This window comes from Shimia sp. MIT910701 (assembly GCF_047126315.1).
Classification (GTDB): Bacteria; Pseudomonadota; Alphaproteobacteria; order Rhodobacterales; family Rhodobacteraceae; genus Shimia.
This window is the reverse complement of sequence record NZ_CP138953.1, coordinates 1843153-1862656: the sequence shown is the minus strand read 5'-3', so window position 1 is coordinate 1862656 and position 19504 is coordinate 1843153. Positions and strand designations below refer to the sequence as shown.

Here is a 19504-nt window from a genome sequence, read left to right as displayed (position 1 = left end):
GTTTCCTTACTTCACGGCGCCAAAGGTCAGGCCTTGGACCAATTGTTTTTGACAGAACCAGCCGAGCACCACGATGGGGCCAACAGCGGCAGTGGAGACAGCCGACAGGCGGCCAAAGAATAGGCCTTCGGGTGCGCGATTGCCTTCGATGAGTTTGGAAAGCGTGGCAGCGTCGGTGGTGGTTAGACGCACCGTCCAATACGCCTCGTTCCAGCAAAAGATGAAGCACAGCAGCGCGGTCGAGGCGATGCCTCCCCAAGCCAGCGGGATCAGGATTTCCTTGATCTCCCCGAGCGTATCGACGCCGTCCATTTTGCCAGCCTCGATGATGTCCTTGGGGATCTCCTTGAAGTAGGTGAAGAGCATCCAGATCACGATCGGCAGGTTGATTAGGCTTAGCACCAGAATGATCATGAAGTGGGTATCAAACAGTCCCAGACTCTTGGTTAAAAAGGTCATCGGGTAGAGCACTACAGCAGCGGGCAGCATCTTGGTAGACAACATCCACATCAGCACATCTTTGGTGCGCTTGGTCGGGTTGAACGCCATGGCGTAGGCCGCTGGAATACTCACCACAAGCGTGAAGATCGTGGCAAACACAGAGGTGATGACCGAGTTGCGCGCAAAGCGCCAATAGTCGTAGTTTTCGGTCATATTGAGATAGTTTTCGAGCGTCGGTGTGAACCAGAGCAGATACTCAGACTTCACCGCATCAGCATCGGTTTTGAAGCTGGTCAGCACCATCCAGAAGATTGGGAAGAAAAACAGGAGCCCCACAATCCAGGCCAGCACTGGCCAGAGGACATTCGAGAGTTTTGAAGATTGTGCAACGATGGCCATGGTCCGTTACTCCATCAAAGTCTTGCCAATCATGCGCAGCAGAAAAATTGCGACGATGTTGGCAAGGATGACTGCGAAGATGCCGGTTGCGCTGGCAGCTCCGATGTTGTTGTTGGCAAACTCACCGATCAGATATGGCAGGTTCTTGTTGCCGTTCCCGCGGCTGACGATCTCGATCTCCGCGTAAAGTGACAGGTGGAAAATCGCCTGGATCATCACCACGATGGCAATTGGTCGGCCCAAGTGCGGCAAGGTGAGAAAGCGAAACTGTGACCACGGACCAGCACCGTCCAAAACAGCCGCCTCTTTCTGTTGCTGGTCCTCAGACTGCAGTGACGTCATGAAAATCAGCACCGCAAAGGGGGTCCACTGCCATGTCACCATAATGATGACCGCAAGGGCGGAGGTCTGTGTGGCCCGGAAAGAGATCGGTGTGAGCTCCGGCCAAAGTGAGAAAAACCAACCCACAAGCGGCGCATTGCGCAGTCCCTCAACCATGTCGTTGATGCTGCCCACTGTGATGCCCTGCAGACCAAGCACAGGATCCAAGATCATATTGATCCACAGAACGGCGTTTACGGCTGGCATGACAAAGAAAGGCGAAATCAGCAGCACGCGAACGATCCCACGACCCGGAAAGGCACGGTTGATCAACACGGCGATCAGCACACCGAGGATCACGGTCAAAAAAAGGATGCTGCAGACAATGACGAGGCTGTTTTGGATCGAGAGCAAGAAATCTTTGGACTTCAGGACAAATTCGTAGTTCCCAAACCCCCGCCAGTTGCTCAAACTGGGGCTGGTCCATTCAGGTCGCCGCAGGCTGTTCAGCACATAGCGAATGAACGAAAAATACAAGGTCATTCCTAGCGGCACCAGCATCCAGACTAAGAGCAATAGGACCGCTGGGGTTTGCAGGAGCCTTGGAAGCGTTCTCTTAGACATGAGGCTTTCCTCCCGCCAAGACGATAAAATCGTTCAGCGTGTTGTTCGTAGATTGCAATTGGGTGAAGGGTACGTGTCGCTAAGTTATCAGAGCAAGCCAGCGATTAGCTTTAAAAGGAGGGCGACGCTAGGGACCGCAACCCTCCCGGGGAGCAGAGGCTTAATAGTAGCCAGCCTCTTTCATGATCGCATCAGCAGCCGCCTGTGAAGCAGCCAGGGCCTCATCGACAGACTTGGCACCAGACAATGCTGCGGCCATCTCTTGAGCAACAGCGGAGCCCACTTCTGGGAACTCAGGGATGGCAGCAAACTGCACACCTACGTATGGCTTCAAGTCCGTCGCCTGTGGTGCAGCGCTTTCAATCGCCATCATTTCCGCCTTGGCGAAACCGGCCGCGGCCTGGAACTCAGGCAACGCATAGGTGGACGCCCGTTGTCCTGTCGGAACTGAACCCCAACCAAACTCTGGGTGGTTACCAACAGCTTGCACATACTCTTTGGAAGTTGCCCACTCGATGAAATCGGACGCCGCCTCGGCGTTTGGAGAGCCAGCCGGAATGGCCATGGCCCAGGCCCATAGCCAGTTGGCACCGACGGAGTTACCTGCGTTTGGCGATTGCGCGTAAGCAACGCCATCTACTTCCAGGAAGGACGCAGCAATTGTGGCGTCAATCCACATCCCGCATTTGCCTTCGTTATAAAGGGCAAGAATTTCGTTGAACGAGTTGCCTTCTGAGCCCGGAGGACCGTAGTTGCCAAGCAGGTCAACGTAGAAGTTGATTGCTGCGCGCCACTCGTCGCTGTCGATGGTTGGGCGATAGTCTTTGTCAAACCAAGCGCCGCCAAAGGAATTCACCACCGTTGTGATAAAGGCCATGTTGTCGCCCCAACCTGGCTTGCCGCGCAGGCAGGCGCCGTAAACGCCTTCGTCTGGGTTGTGGATCGCGGCGGCTGCAGCTTTCACATTATCCCAGCTGTCGTTGTCGGCAATGTTCACGCCGGCAGCGTCCGTGAGGTCTTTGCGATACATCACCATGGAACTCTCGCCATAGAACGGCGCCGCATACATTTGGCCCTCGTGGCTCAGCCCCGCGCGGATCGCAGGCAAGATGTCCCCTTCATCATAGGTGGCGCCGAACTTGAGAGGCTCAATCCAGCCTGCCGCGCCCCAGATAGCTGCTTCCTGCATGCCAATGTTGATGATGTCATACTGGCCACCACCGGTGGCCGTATCGGAGGTCACTTGCTCGCGCAGAACACCTTCCTCCAGCGAAACCCAGTTCAGTTCCACTCCGGTCTCTGCCGTGTAGGCTTCAGCAACCTTTTGCATGTTGATCATGTGACCGTTGTTCACGATCGCAATGGTCAGGCTGGTGTCGGCAGCAGCTGCACCGGCCATCAAGGTCATGGCACTCACCGCACCAAGCACGTTTCTTTAGGACATCCGATCCTCCCTGTCTCTGGATGTTGCCCGCACAGGCTATCGTCGCAATGCGCCTTGCGTCAGTTTATTTTTTTTACGCGCGCAAATTTTTATAATTACATGAGACTAATCAATGCATTACGCAGAGCCGCGCATAATCAACCGCCCCTCAAATAATGTAACATCCCGCGTTGTCGCACGCTGCCTCGACTCAATTAGCCTCAAAAGTGTCTCCACACTCCTCGCCCCAATGGAATCGTAGTCTTGAGAAACCGTGGTCAACGACGGACAGGTGTATTGCGAGAACGGATGGTTATCGTGCCCCGCCACGCGCAACGCACTGCCTGCGCCTAAACCAACGCGCAACCCGTTTTCATAGGCAGCGGACAAAAAACCAATCGCCAAACGGTCATTGGAACACAGCACTGTGTTGGTTGGCAGCAGGCGATTGGAAATCAACCGTGTGCCTTCGCGAAATCCAATCTCCTCAAAGTCCCAGCCCTCGCCATCTGTCTGGATCAAATGTGGCTTCTGGTCCAAACGTTCCATTGCCGCGACATAGGCTGCTCGCCGTTTGTATGCGTTTGGGTTGATAGGAGACTTCATTTCAAAAAACACCGGAGGCTCCCCGGTTCTGCACAGGTATTCGACAATCAGTTCAATGCTTTGGTCATTGTCGGAACCAAAGAAGGCCTCCCCGACCCCTTCCAGATTGGCATCAAAAAGAACCGTCGGAACTTCCTCTGCGAACTCGGCCACCTTTGCAGTGTCAGACGCGCGTCCCAATGGGGCCAAAAGCACCCCTGCCGGCTTGATCGCGCGTAAACTGTCCAGGTTGGCGATTTCCTGCTCTGGCCCCGCGTGGGAACTCAGCAACAGTGGGTTAAATCCCGCCTTCAAAATCATCCCTTCCATTGTCCGAGCAATACCGGCAAAAAACGGATCGGTCAGATTGGGCACCACCAGACCGATGTTTTTTGTCTGCCTTCGGTTTTGATTGATCGCATAAATATTGGGTCGGTAATTATATTGCTCCAATGCCGCTTCGATGCGCGCACGCGTGGTTTTCCGCACGCTCTCCGGATCGTTGAAATACTTCGAAATCGTTGGCCGGGAAATCCCGCTGATCGCAGCGAAGTCTTCCATGTTTTTGATTTTGGGCTCGCTCATTGCCTGTCCTTCTGGCGCAAATTCGCGCGTTCGCTTCCAAAACTAATGTAAAACGCCAGTCAAAGACATCTGAAACTTGACGCCCGGAAAGTTAGTTCACCACACAGCGGGACTCAGGCGCGCACGCCCCGCGCACCATTCCCTTGAGGCGAAAATTGTTCTAGACAGCATTGACTGATCGGAAGCCAGCCCTCGCATTTTTCTCTGCTCTCGAAGCAAAAACAGTATCCCAAATTTGCGATTTTTCATTGCGAAGATCCACAATTTCGATATTTTTAAGTTATGTTTAATCCAGTCGAAACACCGCCAGTTAAGCCGACTGGCGAAACCGGATCCGCCACGCAGCAAGCTTATGCAGCGTTGCGTCGAATGATCGTTATCGGGGAGTTGTCCCCTGGCGAGAAACTTAAAATCGACACATTGCGAAAGACGCTGGACACCGGGGCCTCTCCTGTCCGCGAAGCACTAAGCCTTTTGGTGAGCGATCAACTGGTTGAACGACTTGATCAGCGCGGGTTTCGGACAGCCTCTGCAAGCCGCGGCAATTTCGAAGAGATCCTGATGCTGCGCTGTCACCTGGAAGAGATGGCCCTTCGGCGCAGCATTACCTCCGGCAATCAAAACTGGGAGGAAAGCCTTGTCCTCGCCCACCACCGTATGGGGCGGCAGAACCGGGACGATGTGGAAGCCTTTGAAGAGCGCCACAAAGCCTTTCACATGGCACTGCTTTCCGCCTGTGACTCCCCAATTTTGCTCAAGTTTTGCAACCAACTGTATGATCTCAATGTGCGCTACCGCTATCTCGCGGGACGCGCATCGGGCTATCAAAAGCGGGACGTCAGCAACGAACACGCGGACATTTTGGCGGCAACCGTCGAACGCAACGCCAATCTGGCGGTGGAACGCTTGATTTCACACTATCGGCAAACCGGCGACTTCCTGACGGCGCAGTTTGACACCCCAGAGTAGGCAGTCGGCCCGCCCCTCAGGACAGGCCAACACTGCTCAAGCTTTCGCCAATACCAGATCAAAGTCGACCCGCGCGTAGGGCCCATTGACCTTGCCGGACAGTTCAAACCCATCTGGGAAGCTGCCAGCAGGCTGCGGGACATAGGTCATGACCAAGTCCTCGCGCACACCAAACACCGTATCCTGATCCAGATAAGGATCATCGTCCGGGAACACTTCCGTCACCAGCGAGCGGAAGCCATCGGCGGTCACGATGTAATGCAAGTGTGATGGGCGCCACGGATGCCGCCCGGCCGCATTGAGAATATCACCAACCGGCCCACCTGAGGGCACAGTGTATTCCACGGGTCGCACCGTGGTGAACGCGTAGCGTCCATTTTCATCCGCCGTCATCAGCCCATGGAACGAATGGATGTCCTGCTCCGGGTCCTGGCTGGAATACATCCCGTTCGGTGCAGTCTGCCAAATGTCGATCTGGGCGCCCGGGATCGCATTACCATCCGTATCACGCACGGTTCCTTCAACGAGCACGGTTTCACCTTCATAATCCCGCTTCATATCCCCCCCAACCGCAAGCGGCGGCGGATTGGACACATGGAATGGGCCAAGCACGGAGGAACTGGTGGCCTCCGGAGTGGAGTGCAGCATATCCACCAGCGAGGACAGGCCCATGACATCGGACAGCAACACAAACTCTTGACGCTCAGCGGTGGTTATCTCCCCTGCCCGCGTCAGAAAGTCGATCCCAACCCGCCACTCGTCGTGGGTCAAGTTCACCTCCCGGGCAAAGTCATGGATGTGACGCGCCAAAGCCGAAAGCACTTCTTTGACGCGCGGGTCCGTGTCATCGCCAAAATAGGACGTAAAAACGTCGGTTATATTGTCTTTGGTGACAGAGCGCATGGGCGCCTCCTAGTTCAGAATAGCGAGGCTGAGCGCCGGGTAGCGGATCAGCAGGATAAGAACGATCAGCATCACACCCGCAAAGGGCAGCGCGCCGAGGAACACATCTTTGAGCGAGATGCGGTCATCGTTCAGCGTGGCTTTGATCACAAAGCAGGAAATACCGAGCGGCGGCGTCAGCAGGCCGATTTCGGCGCCCACCACGGTGATGATGCCAAACCACACCAGGCTGAGCCCCATCGGCTCTACCAAAGGCAGGAACAGCGGCACAACGATCAGGATGATCGAGGCTGTATCCAAAAGCGTGCCGAGGAACAGCATCAGCAGGACATACAACAGCATCACAGTGAAGAAGCTGGCATGGCTGTTGGCGAGCATGTCGCCCAACTCATTTGGCAAGCCCGCGAGACCAAGCATACGGCTGTAAATCGACGCCGCGGTGATCAAAAACAAGATCGACGCGGTGATATAGCCGGTCTCGAGCAGCGCTTCCCAGAACCCTTTGGCGGTCATACGGCGGCGCACAAGCGCGATCAGAAGCGCAACAAGCGATCCTGTGGCCCCGGCCTCCACAGGCGTTAGCCACCCGGTGTAGATGCCACCCAGAACAACAAAGATCAGCCCCACGGTCGGCAATGTCTTGGAGGCAATCTCACCCCAGCGCATCGCCTCAAAGTCTTCTGCCGGACGCCCGCCAACAAAATTCGGAAAGAACCGCCCCATGAAGAAAATCGCGCCCACATAGGCCACCGCCAACATGAGGCCCGGCACGACACCGGCTAGGAACATCTCTCCCACAGATTGCTCAGCCACGAAGGAGTAGATGATCAGCATGGCCGACGGCGGAATGATCATACCCAAAACCGAAGACCCGGCGACCACCCCAACGGCAAAGCGCGGGTTGTAGTCGTACTTGAGCATCTGCGGCACGGACACCTTGGAGAACACAGAAGCGGAGGCGATGGAGCTGCCGGTCACGGCGGCAAACACCGCGTTGGCCCCAACCGTGGCCATGCCAATGCCGCCTTTTACCCGCCGAAAGCCGGTACTCATGACGTCATAAACGTCTGCGCCGAGCCCGGCTTTGGACACCACAAGCCCCATGAAGGTAAACAGCGGCACCGTGGCAAACGTGTACTCCATCACACTGTCCCCAACGGCGATCTTCAACAGGTTCATCGCCAGATCGAAGTTGTCCCGCATCAGCCAGATGGAGACAAAGGACACCACGCCCAGCGCAATCGGAATATACATCCCGAGGTAAATCAGGACGACAATGGCAACGACAGAGGCCATGCCAATTTCAAGCGGACTCATTCTTTGTCCTCATGTTCGGGAGCACGGATCAGCTCTGATTTTTCAGCAGGGGAAAGAACTTTGAAGGCAAAGAGCACCGCACAAAGGGTCGCGCTGGCAAAAATGGTGAGCTTGATAGGCCACCACGGCGCTGTGAAAATGCCCGGCACGCCAAAATAGTCACGTGTGTCCAGCATCTCCAGAAACTCGGGCCAGATGGTAATCGCCACCAGTGTCATGAAGATCGCGCTGATCGTGTCGATGACGTGGCGCAGTATATTGGCAAAGCGCGGAAACCTGTGGCCAATCACCACCAGGAACCCGTCCGAGCGAGTTAGTCTATTTACCCGCACCACATCCGGCAGCTGAAGGAATACAATCAGCACCATGGCAAATTGCACCACTTCATAAGCCCCACGGAACGGCGCGTTGAACACACCCCGCGCCACCACATCAAAGTTCACGATCAGGACAAGGCCCAGCACCACCAGCGTGCCAATGGCGTTGGCGCCAATTGCGGTGGTGCTGGCAATTCCGGAAAGGGCCCGGAGTGTCTTGCCAAAAACAGAGGTCGTCACAGTCAGGCCCTTTCAGTCTTTTGGATCAGCCGATCACTCGGTCCAGTTGCGCACGCCGGTGTAGCCAGCGGCTTCGAGCTTGCCGAGGTAAGCGCTGAGCATCTCGCTGCCTGGCTCCCCCTTGTCGTCCAACGTCTTGGCCCACTCCGCCGCAATGTTTGGCATCGCTGCCGCCCATTTGGCGCGGTCTTCGGTGGTCACGTCAACAATGGTGCCGCCTGCCGCGGCGTAAGAATCCCGGCTTTCTGCAGCGCGATCCATGGCAATACCAGCCACGTGATCCCGATACATCACCGCGACCTCTTGCAGGGCGGTTTTGACTTCATCCGGCAAACCTTCCCAGTAGTCTTTGTTCACTGTGATGGTTTTGGAGTTCACTGCGCCCAGGTCTGCCCGCAGCATGTAAGGGGCCACTTCCGCGATTTTGAAGGTCTTGGCCGCTTCTGGCCACAGCATGGCTTTGTCCACCAGCCCCGTGTCGAGCATGTTGTAAAAGTCAGTAAGCCCCCCACGTACGCCAGCGGCCCCCTCGATACCTTCCAGATAGCGCAAGTTCATACCGGCGCCGGCAACCTTGGCACCTTCCATGTCACTCACCGAACTCACAGGTTCCTTGGAGAATACCTGATAGGTGTCCAGCACCACGCCAGTCGCCAGGTAGACCTGATTTTGTTTGGCAAACTCGTTCTGCATTGTTGGGTATTCTTTGGCGATCTCGTCCACCGCCTTGGCCACCGCACGCGCATCCGCTGCCACAAAAGGCGTCACCGCAGAAATCGCCTGAGAGGGCAGTTTGGAGCTGTGGAAAATCGTGGTCACGATGCCAATGTCACCAAGGCCAAGTTTGACCCCTTCGAGCACACCTTTGGGCTTCACAATCGAACCACCATAACTCTCTTGCCAGTCCATTTTGTAGTTGCCGGTCTTGGCGAGCTTTTTGTCCACCTCTGGGATGAAGAAATTGGTGAATTCCTTGACCCAAAGCGCGCGCGCCGGATACCCGTCTATAACAACTGCTTTGATGGTTTCCTGTGCAAATGCCGGGGCTGCAGCCAATCCGGCCATCAATGCGCCCAGCGCCAGTCCTTTGTTAATCATTCCCATCGTCTCCTCCCTGGATGGTTCAAATTTACGAGGTCATTTTTTGGTCCAACTGACCTCCACCTCTGTGCCTGCATTTTTGTACATCTTTGAAACGGCACAGTATTTTTCGGTTTCCGCCGCCACCTGCGCCAACTCCTCTGCGCTGGCAGCCCCGTCTGACATCACGTCCAGACGAATGGCTTTGAACGGCACCTCGATCTCTTCCTGCAACAACACGCCGCGCCGGTCGAAATCGATCTCCATCTCAAACTCGAGATGCCCAACGTCGACGCCCAACTTGGCCGCACATTTGTGCCCGATGGTGTTGGTGCAACCGACCAAGGCGGCATAGGCTGTTTCGGTTGGCGAAAACCCAAGATTGGTCCCGCCCCGCTCCACAGGCTCGTCAATGGTCAGCGACAGGTCGCGTGTATGCACGACGCAATGGCTATGACTGCTGGCAAAACCAGACATCTTGATCGTCACAACAGTCTTTTGACGAATGGCCATAGAGTTAGATCCTCACGCGTAGTTGCAGGCTTGTTCGAACGGAAACCTCGGCAGCTTCTGGAACAGCGCGGCTTCATCCGCATAGCCAAGGTTACACAGGAAATTTGACCGCAGTGTGGTTCCGGCAAAAAACTCTTCATCCACAACTGCATTTGAAAACCCGCTCATGGCGCCAACGTCCAGTCCAAGCGCCCGTGCTGCAATCATGAAGTACGCCCCCTGCAACGTGCCATTGCGAAACGCGGTGGTTTCACTGTGCTCAGGTTTGCCTTCAAAATATGGGCGGCGATCTTCATGTGGAAACAGGAACGGCAGGTAGCGCCAGAATTCCAAATCATGGGCGATGATCGCCGTCACCGGCGCAGCCATCATCTTGTCGATGTTTTTGTCCTTCAACGACTTGGCCAGCCGCTCCTTGCCCTCTTGGCTTTTGACAAACACAAAGCGTGCGGGGCAGGTATTCATGCTTGTTGGACCAGCCGCCGTGATCTCATAGAGACGATGCAAAAGCGCGTCTGACACCGGCTTATTTTGCCAAGCATAATGCGATCGGGCATCGGCAAGGATCACATCAATACTGTCACCATCCAGTTCCGATTTTCGACCTCTAAGAGCGCGGACAGAGGCCTGGGCCTCGGCCCGCGCGCGCTCCAAGTCATCCCCAACCAGAGCGGTCATTGAGCGGCCCTCGCCACCACGTCAGCTTCGTCCACAATCGGATTTGCGCAAATACCAATACCTTCGATTTCAACCTCTACGGTTTCCCCGGGCCGCAACCAGCGTGGCGGCGTCTTGGCGTGTCCAACACCTGGCGGTGTGCCCATGGCGATGTAATCACCCGGCTCCAACGTGGTATATTCAGAAATGGTTGCGATGGTTCGGGCGACGGACCACATCATGTCAGAGGTTGTCGCGCTCTGTAGGATCTCATCGCCGACGCGGCTCTCAATCTTCAGACCCACCGCACCTTCCGGCAGTTCATCAGGCGTCACAACCACGGGCCCAATCGCACCTGTGTCATCGAAGTTTTTACCCGGCGTCCACTGATGGGTTTTGCGCTGATAATCCCGTACAGACCCATCATTGAACAATGTGTAGCCAAACACATGGTTGAGCGCATCTTCCTCACGAATATGCCGACCGCCTTTGCCAACAATCAACATGAGCTCCACCTCATAGTCGAGCTTCTCAGAACAGGACGGGCGCACCATCGGCGCCCCGGCTGGCATGATGGAATTGCGGCCACGCATGAACAGCGCCGGATACTCTGGAACGTCGTACCCACCTTCTTTGATATGATCGACATAGTTAAGACCAAGACAGATGATCTTTCCCGGATTGGCTATGGGCAGCGCCGGCTCAATCGCATCTACCGATACCGGCGCCGTATCGATTGCGTCAAAGGCTGGCGCTGCGCCCCCGTTTTCAATCAACTGCATCAAGTCGCCATCCACACCCGGAAGCTTTTTGGCTGCGTCTCCTTGCACCGCAAATACGCCAGCCGCGCCGGCCGTTTTACCAACAATGAATCTCATCGTTTTCCCCTAGCTTTTTTTCACCATTGCCGATTATTTATGCTAGTGTCAATAAATATCGATATTTTTGTCAGAAAGGGCGAAACATGCCGAAATGGGAAGAGTACAAAGCACACGCCCGCGAGAGAGGGGCACTCGCGCTGGAATTATTTATCGTTGAATCAACCCCTTCCGCGGACGGCCCGCCAGTTCCGGACGTTTTGCCTGACCATCTGGCCTATCAATGGGACATGGAGATCGCAGGCAATCTGGCCTTTGCAGGCCCACTTTCCGATCTCAGCGGCGACCTCATGGAAGGCACTGGCATGCTCGTTTACCGCGCTGAGTCGCTGGACGAGGCCCGCGCCATGGCAGATGGCGACCCCATGCACAAAACCGGCGCGCGCACCTATACACTCCGACGTTGGCTCATCAACGAAGGCAGCCTGTCGCTGTCCGTTGGCCTATCCACAAAGTCTGTGACGCTGAGGTAGCCCGTGGCCAAACCAACAAGCGTTTCGGACTTTCTCGCCGGGCTGCTCGACCTACGCAAAAGCAGCAACGATCTGGACGACCGCTCCATTGCGGAACTCTGCGAAGCCTTGCTGTCCACCGAAGGACAGGTCTCAGGCCGCCGTATCGCAGCAGCCCTACTGGCGCGGTATCAATCCATGGACGAAGCTGGCAAACACGCCTTCTTTACCCACTTGAATGACGCTTGGGACGTGGCCCCGGCGCAAATCAAAGAACTCGCCGCACAGTATGATGAGGCCCCCACTCCGGAAAACTTCGCCGCTTTGGTGACGGCCGCGGAACCGCGTCGCCAGGAACTGTTCCGCCGCCTCAATCAGGCCGAAGGCGCGACCGCCGCATTGGTTCAAATGCGCGTCGACTTACTGGACTATGTAAGAGACGATCCGAACCTGAGGCGCACAGATCTCGATCTGGTGCACTTGCTGACCAGCTGGTTCAACCGAGGTTTTCTAGTTTTACGGCAAATCACATGGTCCACGCCAGCCAACATCCTTGAGAAGATTGTGGCCTATGAGGCTGTGCATGAGATCAAGGATTGGGAAGACTTGCGCCGCCGTCTGCATCCGGAAGACCGACGGTGCTTCGCGTTTTTTCACCCTGCCATGCCAGAGGATCCTCTGATTTTTGTCGAAGTCGCGCTGACCAAAGACATTCCCGGCTCCATCCAAAACGTGCTGGCAGAAGACCGTGAGACGCTAGACATCGACGCCGCGCGGACCGCTGTCTTCTATTCCATTTCCAATTGCCAACAAGGGCTCGCAGGCATCAGCTTTGGCAACCTTCTGATCAAACAAGTGGCCTCGGAACTCAGCACTCAGCTCCCTCATCTCAAAACCTTTGTGACCCTGTCTCCGATCCCGCTGCTGCGCAAATGGCAAGCGCAGCAATCGCTGGAGACACTGCCAGTCGACACTGACTTGGCGGCCCACTACTTGCTCAACGCCAGACGCGAAGACGGCTTCCCCTATGATCCCGTCGCCCGCTTTCACCTTGGCAATGGTGCGTTGATCCACGCGGTACACGAGGAAGCTGACACCACCGACAAAGGCAAAGCGCAATCCGGCGGTGTCATGGTGAACTACCTCTATGACCTCAGCCAAACAGAGCGAAACCACGAGAGCTTCGCCCTAAATCACACCATCGCCGCATCTCGCGCCTTGCAACAAAAAGCCCGCAGCATGGGGCAACGCCTGAACACTCAGAAAACCGAGACTTCGAAATGACCAACATCCTATTTGACGCCCTGCTGGGGACGCACTCTTCCAACCCCGCACCTTTACTAGAAACAAACGACGGGGCGATCCTCTCCTACGCGGATTTTGTGACGCTGGTGGCCAAAACAGCAAACGCACTGGTTTCTGCAGGCTTAAAGCCGGGGGACCGGGTTGTTGTTCAAGCGCCCAAACTCGCGGAAACTCTGGCACTATATGGTGCAACCCTTCAGGCAGGCGGCGTCTACCTTCCCCTCAACACCTCCTACACCGCAGATGAGATGCAGTATTTCATTGGCGACGCCACCCCAACTGTGATCGTTTGCGAAACCGCATCAGTGAACGCGCTCTCGCCAGTGGCCGAAACCTGCGGCGCGCGCATTTTGACACTGGATTCTGGTGGTCGGGGCAGCCTGACAGAACAAGTTACCAATGCTTCTGACACCTTTCAAACCGTGCCTCGTGGGCCCGAAGATTTGGCCGCCCTGCTCTACACGTCAGGCACAACTGGGCGCAGCAAAGGCGCCATGCTCACCCATCGCAACATCTTGTCCAATGCAGAGGTATTGACCGACCTTTGGCAAATCACCAATCAGGATCGCCTGATCCACGCCTTGCCAATCTTCCACACCCACGGTCTCTTTGTGGCGATGAATACAGCGATACTTGCTGGCGCTCAGGTACGGCTAATGCAGAAATTTGATGTGGACACCGTCCTTTCAAGCCTACCAAAAGCCACTCTGATGATGGGGGTGCCCACTTTCTACACCCGCCTGCTGTCAGACCCGCGGTTCACCAAGCAGGCTTGTGCCAACATGCGCCTCTTCACGTCCGGTTCCGCCCCCCTGCTTGCTGAAACACATAGTGAATTTGAACAGCGCACTGGCCATCGCATTCTGGAGCGTTACGGCATGACAGAAACCAATATGAACACGTCGAACCCTTATAGCGGTGAACGCCGCGCCGGCACCGTTGGCTTCCCCTTGCCGGGCACTGAGGTTCGCATTACCGCGCCGAACAGCTCAGAAACAGTGCCAGACGGCGAAGTAGGCATAATCGAAGTTCGCGGCCCCAATGTGTTTGCCGGCTATTGGAACATGCCAGAGAAAACCGCCGAAGAGCTGCGCGAGGACGGGTTCTTCATCACGGGTGATTTGGGCATGGTCGATTCGGGCGGCTATGTGCATATCGTCGGGCGTCAGAAAGATCTGATTATCTCTGGCGGTTACAATATCTACCCCAAAGAGATCGAAGCGGTTCTCAATGACATAGAGGGCGTTGAGGAAACCGCCGCGTTTGGCGTGCCCCACGCTGACTTTGGAGAAGCGGTTGTGGCCGCAGTCGTTTTGGAAAGTGGCGCTGAGGTTCCCGAGAGTGTCTTTGCCGACACCGTCGCCAAAAAACTCGCACGCTTCAAACATCCGCGACGCTACGAACTGCTGTCTGAACTGCCGCGCAACACTATGGGCAAGGTGCAGAAAAACCTGCTGCGCGACCGGTTTTCAACTTAGCCAGCGCACCAAAAGTGGGCGGCGCGGGGCGGCACGCCGTCCCGCTATTCAAATGTTGCCTGAATATGGTCAGCTGTTTCTCGCAGCGCGCGCTCAATGAGATTCCGTTGTTTTTCAAATCTGGAAGACGGCACCGGCACAGAAATAGCGTGCAAATCCCCGACCCAATCCCGGAATGCGAACCCTATCGCGGACACCCCTCCAGAATGCTCATCCAAGTCGTAAGCCAAGCCGGTTTCGCGCACGCGATCCAGCTCTGACAAGAACCGAGAAACCTCCACAGTCACACCGTTTCGGTCCCATTCATTCTGGGCCAACTTCAAAGCTTCATCATTGGGTAAGGCTGCCAAACACGCCTTGCCATTTGCGGTGGTCGTCAGCGGGAAGACCTCCCCCACTTGAGACACAGTTGTCAAACGGTGGGTCCCGGGCACCTGATCCAGAAACACCATGCCAATCCCACGCATCACCGCAAGGTCTGTGGTTTCACCGGTCTTTTGCGTCAGTTCCGTCAGTAAAAGGCGGCAGTGCTCTACAATGTTGTATTGCGCCGCATTGGCCAAAGCGCCGAACTCAGGCCCCAGAATAAGCCCGCGCCCCTGCGACGCGCTGATCACGAGGTTTTCCTCCACCAGCGCGCTTGTGATTCTCTGTACCGTAGAACGGGGCAAACCCACTTGCTCTGCGATCTGACCGAGGCTCAATCCGGTTTGTGTTTTTTTCAGAACCCGCAAAATGGCCGCTGCACGGGCAATGACTTGAATGCCGGATCTCACATTTTTGTCTTCAACTTCAGTCACTTGGAATATCCTCAGCGCCAAATCTGTTTGCATCGCCCTCGGCGATCATTTGCTCATTACTGTACCGCCATGCGGTTCATGTCAACCGCATTGTGATTTTTACCATTGACCGCATTGCGGTGCACGCGCATCACTATGCGAGACAGGTGGGAGGAGCCACCCGGACATTTTGGACAGCAAAAACGCCGAATTCGGCGAACAGAGGAGGTGTGCCCAATGGTAGAAATTCGCGGCATCGAGTTTCAGGCAAACACAGACAACGACATGGGGCTGGAGTTCTACAACCTCAGCCACCGCTACGGATTCCAGTGCCCAAACTGGCCTTATTTCAAAGACGTGCAGATCGACCGGAAACACTACATTGTCCGTCGTCAAAGTTTTTGGAACCAAAAGCGGCGTGAACTAAGAGAGTGTTCGGCTCATCGGGTCGGTTTGATTATGCTGCGCGTTGACTGTGATGCAAGCGTCGCGCTTCGAATGTCTTCCGTTTGATCCTTTCTCGTTGTTCCAGAATGGCTTGGTCACGTCCGAAGTAGACATCGGCTGGTGTGACGTTTTTCAGGCTCTCGTGATATCGCTGGTGATTGTAATGATCGACGAAGGCTTCGATTTGGTCTTCGAGATCGCCGGGCAGGAAATAGTTTTCCAGCAAGATCCGGTTCTTCAAAGTTTGATGCCAACGCTCGATCTTGCCCTGCGTCTGGGGATGATACGGCGCTCCACGTGAATGTTTCATGCCTTTGTCCTGCAGCCACTCAGCCAGGTCACCCGAGACGTAACTGGAGCCGTTGTCGCTGAGTAGGCGCGGTTTGTGGACAACGTGGACCTGATCGCACCCTGACGCCTGCAAAGCCAAGTCCAGCGTGTCAGTCACATCCTCCGCCCGCATGGTCGTGCAGAGCTTCCACGAGATGATGTAGCGGCTGTAATCGTCCAGGATTGTGCTGAGATAGAACCAGCCCCACCCCAGAACCTTGAGATAGGTAAAGTCGGTCTGCCAAAGCTGGTTGATGGCCGTTGTCTTATGCTCGAACTCATTCGCGGCTTTCAGCACGATGAATGCTGGGCTGGTGATCAGGTCATGTGCCTTGAGCGTGCGATACACTGTGGATTCCGATACAAAGTACCGTTCTTGGTCTGTGAAGGTCACCGCCAACTCGCGGGGTGACAGCTCTGTCTCTTTCAAGGCGAAGCTGACGACCTTGCGCTTCACCTCGTCTGGAACGCGGTTCCAAACGTGTTTGGGCTTGGGAGACTGATCCTCAAGACCAGCCTCCCCGCGCTGCAGGTATCGGTCGTACCAACGGTAGAATGTGGTGCGAGGGATACCCAGTTTGGCCAATGTACGACGCGCTGACAGATGGCTTTCTTCAACCAACCGGATGATCTCCAGCTTCTCGGATGCGGCATACCTCATTCGTGGTCGCCCCCATCGCCTGTCATGCTTTTTTTGAGAAGACGCAGTTCCAATGTTTGCTCCGCGACAACCTCCTTGAGATCCTTTGCTTCGCGGCGCAGTTCTTTCACCTCGTCAGTGTTTGCGGCACGCGCTGTATCGCCCGCCAGCCGCTTCTTACCGGCCTCCATGAAGTCCTTCGACCATTTGTAGTAAACGCCTTGAGAAATCCCCTCGCGGCGACACAGTTCAGCTATGCTGTCCTCGCCACGAAGACCATCAAGGACGATACGGATCTTCTCTTCCGCCGAATACTGTTTACGGGTGGCGCGCTTGATATCTTTAACGATCTTCTCGCCAGGGCTCTTCGTAGTCTTTCTCATCTTCCACTCCTTAGTGGTTACGATGAGCCAGAAACTCTCCCTTATCAAATCACCCTAATTGGACCCATAGGTGCTGACGTCAGACAGCTACCCCAAGGCCCTCACTATCGCATCGACTCAAAAACCACCTCCAACCTCAACAGCATAATGGGGCTGTCACACCAACTTGAACCAGTCTCAGCGGGGACAGAATTTCTGCCCTTGGTTCGAAACAAAGTTGGCGCCCCTCGGCCAGAGCGGCGCCATAGACCTTCGACCCATTTGTCGTTTGCTAGCCAGCCTACAACTCTCAGCAAAGCGGCGATCCGGCAATAACCGCATCGACCGAACTTCACCACAATCGAGTTTGCAGCCCAAGTGAACGAAACCCGAAGAATCGCATGAAGCTTGGACCAGAAACGGAGCGAACATCCAATGGGCCAAAGCCCCTAACTCCGCCGCCGTTTTGTGTAGTTTCTCCCCACCTTTTGGGACGGCGCACTGAAGGCGAGATTCACCGACGAGCAGATCATACAGATGATAAATGACCAGGTAGCTGGCGAGACAAGGCTGACGCGTGTAGACGCTTCGGGAACGGCCAGGGCAGCTTTTGCGAATACAAGAGCAAGTAAACGGGACGAATCCGGCAGACGCAAAGAGGCTTCGGACGCTGGCAGACGAGAACGCGATACTGGCGGCGCAGATGCGCGACACTGCGCTGTTACGGGATAGGAACACAAATGGGGGGACACCGACGCCGAGCGGAAAGTGGTGGTTCATTTGATAGAGGTGCATCAGGTGAACCAGCGTCAGGCGTGCGCTGCTCTGGTGGTGGATCGGCCAAGGTGCGGTATCAATCGCGCCGGCCCGATGACACGGAGCTGCGCGACGCCTAGGAGATCTTCGCGGAAGACCGTCGCCTGTTCGACTATCGGCGGCTGCATATGATGGTGGAACGGCAGGGCTGGCAAACGAACCCCAAAAAGCTCAGACGGCTCTACCGCGAAGCTGCGCCTGCATCCGGGAATGGCGGCAACCTACCGGGAGCGTCTTCAAACCTAAGTGCGGGAATTGGATCAAGCCGACCATTGCGACACCTCGGGGGAGGCTCTACGCGGGCTGATTGATCGCATTGCGCTCCACCCGGCGGCTGAGACAGGGAAGCTGACTTTGGAACTTGAGAGCGCTCTTGCCGGTCAGTTGGCGTTGGCAAATGCCGAGCCCCCTGCGCCCGTTTTGCGGCCCCCCAACCTCTCCGAGGTGTACGGCACCAAGGTCACCAACCTGACCAAAGCACTGAACGGCCCGGCGACCAAATCAGAAGCCACCACGATCATCCGCTCCCTGCTGGAGAGCATTCGTCTTGCGCCTAATGCTGATGGGAGTTTGGCCCTCGAACTGATTGGAGAATTGGCGGGCTTTCTAACTTTGGGTGCAGGTCAAAACGAACAAATCCGCCTTGCGGCGGCTTGTTGTTCGTCTGTGCTGGTTGCGGGAGCACGCAACCGCCGGTACCGAACTAAATTGCGTTGCCGTACGTAAGCACGGCCGAAATTTGTGTGGAACTCCGACGCTTTGGCGCCAAATGGACCTTACATAAGACTATTGCAAATGCAGCGCTGCTGATCAGCCCCACAATAATCCGTCTTTTCTAACAACAGTTACGGAACAAATCAGTTGCAGGGTTTCACGATGCTGGGACAGAACGCAAAGCTGCTGAATCCGCTCAGCCCTGACAACCCCTGCGTTGGCGTGATCCCAAACAGAGTTGCTGCGGTCCGTGTCAGATGTGCCGCATCTGAGAACCCTGCCTGTATGCCTGCAAGACCGATCTTCTCACCATTAAACGCAGCATCAACTGCGCACATCATAGCCGCCCATATCTTGAACTTTCGGAAGGTCTGGCCCGTTGTCGATTTAAAGTGGCGCATTGCAAGCGTGCGCTCGAGCTGTAACTCTTGAGCAAGGTCTAACTGAGACAGCCTTTCAAAAGGATCTTTGTAAAGACGCTCTACGATCCGCATTACTCCGGCATCCGAAGGTATGTCGTCTCTGTTGAGCGTCTGACGATAACTTGCCAGAGCCATGTGGTCCCTCGCCTCAATTGCCTGAGGTAAATTTTGCCAGGCTTCGGACAGCTCTCCAAATTTTGGGGCATTCTCGTCCAGTTTTACGCCATCCAGATATACAATCTCCGCGCCCCCCTCTTGGATGGCGACGCGATGCGGCACATCGGGTTTGATGCAGATCGCATGCGCTTCCCTTTGGTCGCTGTCATCGCAAACTAGAACAGGCTCTCTGCGCCCGACAATGACGCATGTCATCAGGTTCTCATGCATCCCAAGTTCGCCTTTATCGAAGGAGAATTTGTGGTTGCGAAAAGCGGGGGCAACTGAAGGCATAACCACTTCACCTAACTTTGCGGGCAACTTTGGCGCAATCCTGAGAATGCTGCAGCA

The 19504-nt window shown here is 55.6% G+C and carries 21 protein-coding genes; 7 read left to right on the top strand and 14 right to left on the bottom strand.

Features of this window, described 5'->3' with window-relative positions; genetic code table 11:
- Nucleotides 1-6 precede the first annotated feature (6 nt).
- The 4 genes from SIB38_RS08850 to SIB38_RS08835 all read right to left on the bottom strand — a co-directional run bounded on the left by SIB38_RS08850 (nt 7) and on the right by SIB38_RS08835 (nt 4378).
- On the bottom strand, nt 7-840 hold the full coding sequence (locus SIB38_RS08850) for a carbohydrate ABC transporter permease (RefSeq protein WP_412551827.1): 834 nt from the start codon (nt 838-840) through the stop codon (nt 7-9).
- 6 nt (nt 841-846) lie between these two features.
- On the bottom strand, nt 847-1785 hold the full coding sequence (locus SIB38_RS08845) for a carbohydrate ABC transporter permease (protein WP_294118336.1): 939 nt from the start codon (nt 1783-1785) through the stop codon (nt 847-849).
- Between the two features lie 160 nt (nt 1786-1945).
- A complete protein-coding gene (locus tag SIB38_RS08840) occupies nt 1946-3193 on the bottom strand; it encodes an ABC transporter substrate-binding protein (RefSeq protein ID WP_294118337.1) in 1248 nt (415 codons plus the stop codon).
- 153 nt (nt 3194-3346) lie between these two features.
- Nucleotides 3347-4378: a LacI family DNA-binding transcriptional regulator gene (locus tag SIB38_RS08835; RefSeq protein WP_294118338.1), complete on the bottom strand. Its 1032-nt coding sequence runs from the start codon at nt 4376-4378 to the stop codon at nt 3347-3349.
- Nucleotides 4379-4660: 282 nt separating this feature from the next.
- Here SIB38_RS08835 and SIB38_RS08830 point away from each other — a divergent pair, with 282 nt between their 5' ends.
- Nucleotides 4661-5347 carry a GntR family transcriptional regulator gene (locus tag SIB38_RS08830; protein WP_294118339.1) on the top strand — a complete coding sequence of 229 codons (687 nt, stop codon included), beginning with the start codon at nt 4661-4663 and terminating at the stop codon, nt 5345-5347.
- 36 nt (nt 5348-5383) lie between these two features.
- Here the strand turns inward: SIB38_RS08830 and SIB38_RS08825 are convergent, their stop codons facing one another.
- Genes SIB38_RS08825 through SIB38_RS08795 form a run of 7 tightly spaced genes read right to left on the bottom strand, consistent with a single transcriptional unit; the run spans nt 5384 to nt 11252 of the window.
- Nucleotides 5384-6250: a dioxygenase gene (locus tag SIB38_RS08825; protein WP_412551826.1), complete on the bottom strand. Its 867-nt coding sequence runs from the start codon at nt 6248-6250 to the stop codon at nt 5384-5386.
- Nucleotides 6251-6259: 9 nt separating this feature from the next.
- Nucleotides 6260-7567, bottom strand: a complete 1308-nt coding sequence (locus tag SIB38_RS08820) for a TRAP transporter large permease (protein ID WP_294118341.1) — start codon at nt 7565-7567, stop codon at nt 6260-6262.
- Nucleotides 7564-8124, bottom strand: coding sequence for a TRAP transporter small permease (locus SIB38_RS08815; protein WP_294118342.1), 561 nt, complete (start codon nt 8122-8124; stop codon nt 7564-7566). Before SIB38_RS08815 ends, SIB38_RS08820 begins: the two co-directional genes overlap by 4 nt.
- 33 nt (nt 8125-8157) lie before the next feature.
- Nucleotides 8158-9228: a C4-dicarboxylate TRAP transporter substrate-binding protein gene (locus tag SIB38_RS08810; protein WP_412551825.1), complete on the bottom strand. Its 1071-nt coding sequence runs from the start codon at nt 9226-9228 to the stop codon at nt 8158-8160.
- Nucleotides 9229-9261: 33 nt separating this feature from the next.
- Nucleotides 9262-9717 (bottom strand): OsmC family protein, encoded by a 456-nt coding sequence (locus SIB38_RS08805; protein ID WP_294118344.1) that lies wholly within the window; start codon nt 9715-9717, stop codon nt 9262-9264.
- 12 nt (nt 9718-9729) lie between these two features.
- Nucleotides 9730-10395, bottom strand: coding sequence for a malonic semialdehyde reductase (locus tag SIB38_RS08800; RefSeq protein WP_412551824.1), 666 nt, complete (start codon nt 10393-10395; stop codon nt 9730-9732).
- Entirely contained in the window at nt 10392-11252 is an 861-nt protein-coding gene (locus SIB38_RS08795; RefSeq protein WP_412551823.1) for a fumarylacetoacetate hydrolase family protein, read from the bottom strand. Before SIB38_RS08795 ends, SIB38_RS08800 begins: the two co-directional genes overlap by 4 nt.
- Nucleotides 11253-11338: 86 nt before the next feature.
- Between SIB38_RS08795 and SIB38_RS08790 the strand changes: the two genes are divergently transcribed.
- The 3 genes from SIB38_RS08790 to SIB38_RS08780 are packed head-to-tail and all read left to right on the top strand — an operon-like array spanning nt 11339 to nt 14487.
- Nucleotides 11339-11725 carry a YciI family protein gene (locus tag SIB38_RS08790; RefSeq protein WP_412551822.1) on the top strand — a complete coding sequence of 129 codons (387 nt, stop codon included), beginning with the start codon at nt 11339-11341 and terminating at the stop codon, nt 11723-11725.
- Between the two features lie 3 nt (nt 11726-11728).
- Nucleotides 11729-12988 (top strand): malonyl-CoA decarboxylase, encoded by a 1260-nt coding sequence (locus tag SIB38_RS08785; protein ID WP_412551821.1) that lies wholly within the window; start codon nt 11729-11731, stop codon nt 12986-12988.
- Nucleotides 12985-14487: a malonate--CoA ligase gene (locus tag SIB38_RS08780; RefSeq protein ID WP_412551820.1), complete on the top strand. Its 1503-nt coding sequence runs from the start codon at nt 12985-12987 to the stop codon at nt 14485-14487. Before SIB38_RS08785 ends, SIB38_RS08780 begins: the two co-directional genes overlap by 4 nt.
- 44 nt (nt 14488-14531) lie before the next feature.
- Here the strand turns inward: SIB38_RS08780 and SIB38_RS08775 are convergent, their stop codons facing one another.
- Nucleotides 14532-15287, bottom strand: coding sequence for an IclR family transcriptional regulator (locus SIB38_RS08775; RefSeq protein ID WP_412551819.1), 756 nt, complete (start codon nt 15285-15287; stop codon nt 14532-14534).
- 216 nt (nt 15288-15503) lie between these two features.
- Here SIB38_RS08775 and SIB38_RS08770 point away from each other — a divergent pair, with 216 nt between their 5' ends.
- Complete coding sequence (locus SIB38_RS08770; RefSeq protein ID WP_412551818.1) at nt 15504-15779, top strand: hypothetical protein; 276 nt, start codon at nt 15504-15506, stop codon at nt 15777-15779.
- Here SIB38_RS08770 and SIB38_RS08765 read toward each other — a convergent pair.
- Nucleotides 15724-17066 (bottom strand): IS3 family transposase gene (locus SIB38_RS08765; protein WP_412550264.1). Its coding sequence is split into 2 segments (ribosomal slippage): nt 15724-16739 and nt 16739-17066, totalling 1344 coding nucleotides; the frame shifts between segments, so codons are not numbered across the junction. The two genes, SIB38_RS08770 and SIB38_RS08765, sit on opposite strands and share 56 nt — an antisense overlap.
- A gap of 878 nt (nt 17067-17944) precedes the next feature.
- Between SIB38_RS08765 and SIB38_RS08760 the strand changes: the two genes are divergently transcribed.
- A complete protein-coding gene (locus SIB38_RS08760; RefSeq protein WP_366011525.1) occupies nt 17945-18172 on the top strand; it encodes a hypothetical protein in 228 nt (75 codons plus the stop codon).
- Nucleotides 18108-18587, top strand: a complete 480-nt coding sequence (locus SIB38_RS08755) for a hypothetical protein (RefSeq protein ID WP_412551817.1) — start codon at nt 18108-18110, stop codon at nt 18585-18587. The genes SIB38_RS08760 and SIB38_RS08755 overlap by 65 nt, the downstream gene beginning before the upstream one ends.
- 131 nt (nt 18588-18718) lie before the next feature.
- Here the strand turns inward: SIB38_RS08755 and SIB38_RS08750 are convergent, their stop codons facing one another.
- Nucleotides 18719-19447: a helix-turn-helix domain-containing protein gene (locus SIB38_RS08750; protein ID WP_412551816.1), complete on the bottom strand. Its 729-nt coding sequence runs from the start codon at nt 19445-19447 to the stop codon at nt 18719-18721.
- Nucleotides 19448-19504: the final 57 nt, after the last annotated feature.

What these genes read in the sequence shown, in the direction of transcription:
- SIB38_RS08850 (WP_412551827.1), bottom strand. Translation starts at nt 840, where the DNA reads ATGGCCATCGTTGCACAATCTTCAAAACTCTCGAATGTCCTCTGGCCA.
- SIB38_RS08845 (WP_294118336.1), bottom strand. Translation starts at nt 1,785, where the DNA reads ATGTCTAAGAGAACGCTTCCAAGGCTCCTGCAAACCCCAGCGGTCCTA.
- SIB38_RS08840 (WP_294118337.1), bottom strand. Translation starts at nt 3,193, where the DNA reads ATGACCTTGATGGCCGGTGCAGCTGCTGCCGACACCAGCCTGACCATT.
- SIB38_RS08835 (WP_294118338.1), bottom strand. Translation starts at nt 4,378, where the DNA reads ATGAGCGAGCCCAAAATCAAAAACATGGAAGACTTCGCTGCGATCAGC.
- SIB38_RS08830 (WP_294118339.1), top strand. Translation starts at nt 4,661, where the DNA reads ATGTTTAATCCAGTCGAAACACCGCCAGTTAAGCCGACTGGCGAAACC.
- SIB38_RS08825 (WP_412551826.1), bottom strand. Translation starts at nt 6,250, where the DNA reads ATGCGCTCTGTCACCAAAGACAATATAACCGACGTTTTTACGTCCTAT.
- SIB38_RS08820 (WP_294118341.1), bottom strand. Translation starts at nt 7,567, where the DNA reads ATGAGTCCGCTTGAAATTGGCATGGCCTCTGTCGTTGCCATTGTCGTC.
- SIB38_RS08810 (WP_412551825.1), bottom strand. Translation starts at nt 9,228, where the DNA reads ATGGGAATGATTAACAAAGGACTGGCGCTGGGCGCATTGATGGCCGGA.
- SIB38_RS08805 (WP_294118344.1), bottom strand. Translation starts at nt 9,717, where the DNA reads ATGGCCATTCGTCAAAAGACTGTTGTGACGATCAAGATGTCTGGTTTT.
- SIB38_RS08800 (WP_412551824.1), bottom strand. Translation starts at nt 10,395, where the DNA reads ATGACCGCTCTGGTTGGGGATGACTTGGAGCGCGCGCGGGCCGAGGCC.
- SIB38_RS08795 (WP_412551823.1), bottom strand. Translation starts at nt 11,252, where the DNA reads ATGAGATTCATTGTTGGTAAAACGGCCGGCGCGGCTGGCGTATTTGCG.
- SIB38_RS08790 (WP_412551822.1), top strand. Translation starts at nt 11,339, where the DNA reads ATGCCGAAATGGGAAGAGTACAAAGCACACGCCCGCGAGAGAGGGGCA.
- SIB38_RS08780 (WP_412551820.1), top strand. Translation starts at nt 12,985, where the DNA reads ATGACCAACATCCTATTTGACGCCCTGCTGGGGACGCACTCTTCCAAC.
- SIB38_RS08770 (WP_412551818.1), top strand. Translation starts at nt 15,504, where the DNA reads ATGGTAGAAATTCGCGGCATCGAGTTTCAGGCAAACACAGACAACGAC.
- SIB38_RS08750 (WP_412551816.1), bottom strand. Translation starts at nt 19,447, where the DNA reads ATGCCTTCAGTTGCCCCCGCTTTTCGCAACCACAAATTCTCCTTCGAT.